The 2609-nt window shown below is 75.7% G+C and carries 2 protein-coding genes; both read left to right on the top strand.

Annotated features, from left to right (window positions below; all coding sequences use genetic code 11):
* Positions 1 to 161 precede the first annotated feature (161 nt).
* The gene (locus tag ACI79L_RS23895; RefSeq protein WP_456939183.1) at positions 162 to 764 is read left to right on the top strand and encodes an acyl-CoA-like ligand-binding transcription factor; all 603 of its coding nucleotides are present in this window, start codon (positions 162 to 164) and stop codon (positions 762 to 764) included.
* 71 nt (positions 765 to 835) lie between these two features.
* The gene (locus tag ACI79L_RS23900) at positions 836 to 2515 is read left to right on the top strand and encodes an MDR family MFS transporter (RefSeq protein WP_456939184.1); all 1680 of its coding nucleotides are present in this window, start codon (positions 836 to 838) and stop codon (positions 2513 to 2515) included.
* The last annotated feature ends 94 nt before the right edge of the window (positions 2516 to 2609 follow it).

Consider the following 2609-nt stretch of genomic DNA (forward strand, 5'->3'; position numbering starts at 1 on the left):
CCCCCCCCCCCGCCCCCCCCCCCCCCCCCCCCCCCCCCCCCCCCCCCCCCCCCCCCCCCCCCCCCCCCCCCCCCCCCCCCCCCCCCCCCCCCCCCCCCCACGACACGCCGTGCAGTGGGCGCAAGCTTGCACGGGCTGCAGATTTCCGTGACCATGACCGGGTGACCTCCGGCCTGCGCGAGCGCAAGAAGCTCGCCACCCGCTCGGCGCTGCACGCCGCGGCGCTGCACCTGGTCGCCGAGCGCGGGCTGGACGGCGTCTCGGTCGACGACGTCGCCGAGCGCGCCGGCGTGAGCCCGCGGACGTTCTTCAACTACTTCCCCACCAAGGACGACGCCGTCCTCGGCCTGGACCCCGCCGACGCCGCGCTCCTCGCCGAGCGGTTCACCGCGCGCCCGGCCGGCGAGGACCCGGTCACCGCGCTGCGTGCCGTGCAGGCCGAGCAGGCCGCCGCGATGGCCGACGAGCCCGCGGGCGTGTGGCCGCTGCGGCTGCGGGTCATCGACGAGCACCCCGTGCTGCTCGCCCGGCTGCATGCCGCCTTCGGCGCCTCCGAGCGGGCGCTGGCCGACGCCGTCGCCGCCCGCACCGGCACGCGGGTCGGCGTCGACGCCTACCCCACGCTGCTGGCCGCGGTCGCCGGTGCCGCCCTGCGCACCGCGCTGCACCGCTGGCTGGCTGCCGACTTCGCCGTGCCGCTCCCCCGCCTCGTCGACGAGGCTTGGGACGCGCTCGCCGCCGGGCTCCCCGCCCCGCGCTCCTGACCCCTCCCGAGCGGCCGGCGCCGTCCGCTCCCCCCTCGGTGCCGCACGCCCGCGGCACCGCCGAACGACCCGTGGAGAACGACGTGAACCCGCCGCCCGACGGCACCGCTCCGCCCATCGTCCTGACCCGGCGCCGCATCAACCTGGTCTTCTCGGCGCTGCTCGCCGGGATGCTCGTCGCCGCGCTCGACCAGACGATCGTCGCGACGTCGATGCCGACCATCGTCGGCGAGCTCGGCGGCGTCTCGCACATGGCGTGGGTGACCACCGCCTACCTGCTGGCCACCACGCTGGTCATGCCCGTCTACGGCAAGTTCGGCGACCTGTGGGGCCGGCGGACGCTGTTCCTCGTCGCCATCGGCCTGTTCACCGTGGCCAGCGTCGGTGCCGCGCTCGCGCCGGACTTCACCTGGTTCGTCGTCTGGCGCGGGGTGCAGGGCCTCGGCGGCGGCGGACTGATGATCCTGTCGCAGGCGATCATCGCCGACATCGTCCCCGCCCGGGAGCGGGCGAGGTACATGGGCCCGATCGGCGCGCTGTTCGGCCTGTCGGCCGTCGCCGGGCCGCTCGTCGGCGGCTTCTTCACCGACACCGCCGCCCTGGGCTGGGAGTGGTGCTTCTGGATCAACGTGCCGGTCGGCGTGGGTGCCTTCCTCGTCGGCTGGTTCGCGCTGTCGCTGCCGCGCCGGCGCAGCACCACCCCGCTCGACCTCGCCGGGATCGTCGCGCTGTCGGCGACCACGACGTCGCTGGTGCTGTTCACCGACCTCGGCGGCAGCGACGGCTGGACCGACCCGCTGACCCTCGCGCTGGCCGCCGCGTTTGTCGTCTGCGCCGTCGTCTTCGTGCTGGTCGAGCGGCGCGCGGTCGAGCCGATCGTGCCGCTGTCGCTGTTCCGCAACCGCACCTTCGTCGTCGCCACCGCGCTCGGCATGGCCGTGGGCCTCGGCATGTTCTCGGCGATCGCGTTCATGCCGACGTTCCTGCAGATGAGCTCGGGGCTCTCGGCCGCGAACTCGGGCCTGCTCATGCTGCCGATGACCGCCGGGATCATCCTGACCATCCAGAGCTCGGCGGCGGCCATCCTGAGGAACGGCCGCTACAAGCGGTTCACGATCGCCGGGGTCGCGGTCATCCTCGCGACGATGGTCTGGATGACCACGCTGGCCGGGGACACGTCGCTGTGGACGATCGGCGCGATGTTCTTCGCGCTCGGCTGCGGGCTCGGGCTGATCATGCAGAACGTCGTCCTGGCCGCGCAGAACGCCGTCCCGGCCACCCAGATCGGCACCGCCACCTCGACCAACAACTACTTCCGCGAGGTGGGCGCCACCCTCGGCGTCGCCGTCTTCGGGACGCTGTTCACCAGCCGGCTGGCCGAGAACCTCACCGGCGCGCTGACCGGCAACGCCGAGCAGGCGGCCGCCGCGGGCATCACCTCGCCGGACACGCTGGTGCCGTCGGCGGTCGACGCCGCCGGCGACCCGCTGCGGACGGCGATCGTCGACGCGTACGCGGACTCGCTCGCGCCGGTGTTCTGGTACCTGGTGCCGATCCTCGCCGTCGCGCTGCTGCTGTCGTTCGTGCTGCGCGAGATCCCGCTCGCCGAGCACGCCGGCATGGTCGCCCGCGGCGAGGCGGTGGAGTCCGAGGAGGAGCTCGCGACCCTGCTGCGGTCCGGCGCGCAGGCCGCCGTCCCGGCGCCCGAGCCGACGCTGACCAAGCGGGACGACGACCCGCTGCCCGTCTGACCCTGTCTCGGGGGGGGGGGGGGGGGGGGGGGGGGGGGGGGGGGGGGGGGGGGGGGGGGGGGGGGGGGGGGGGGGGGGGGGGGGGGGGGGGGGG

It is taken from the genome of Geodermatophilus sp. SYSU D00684 (assembly GCF_054050455.1).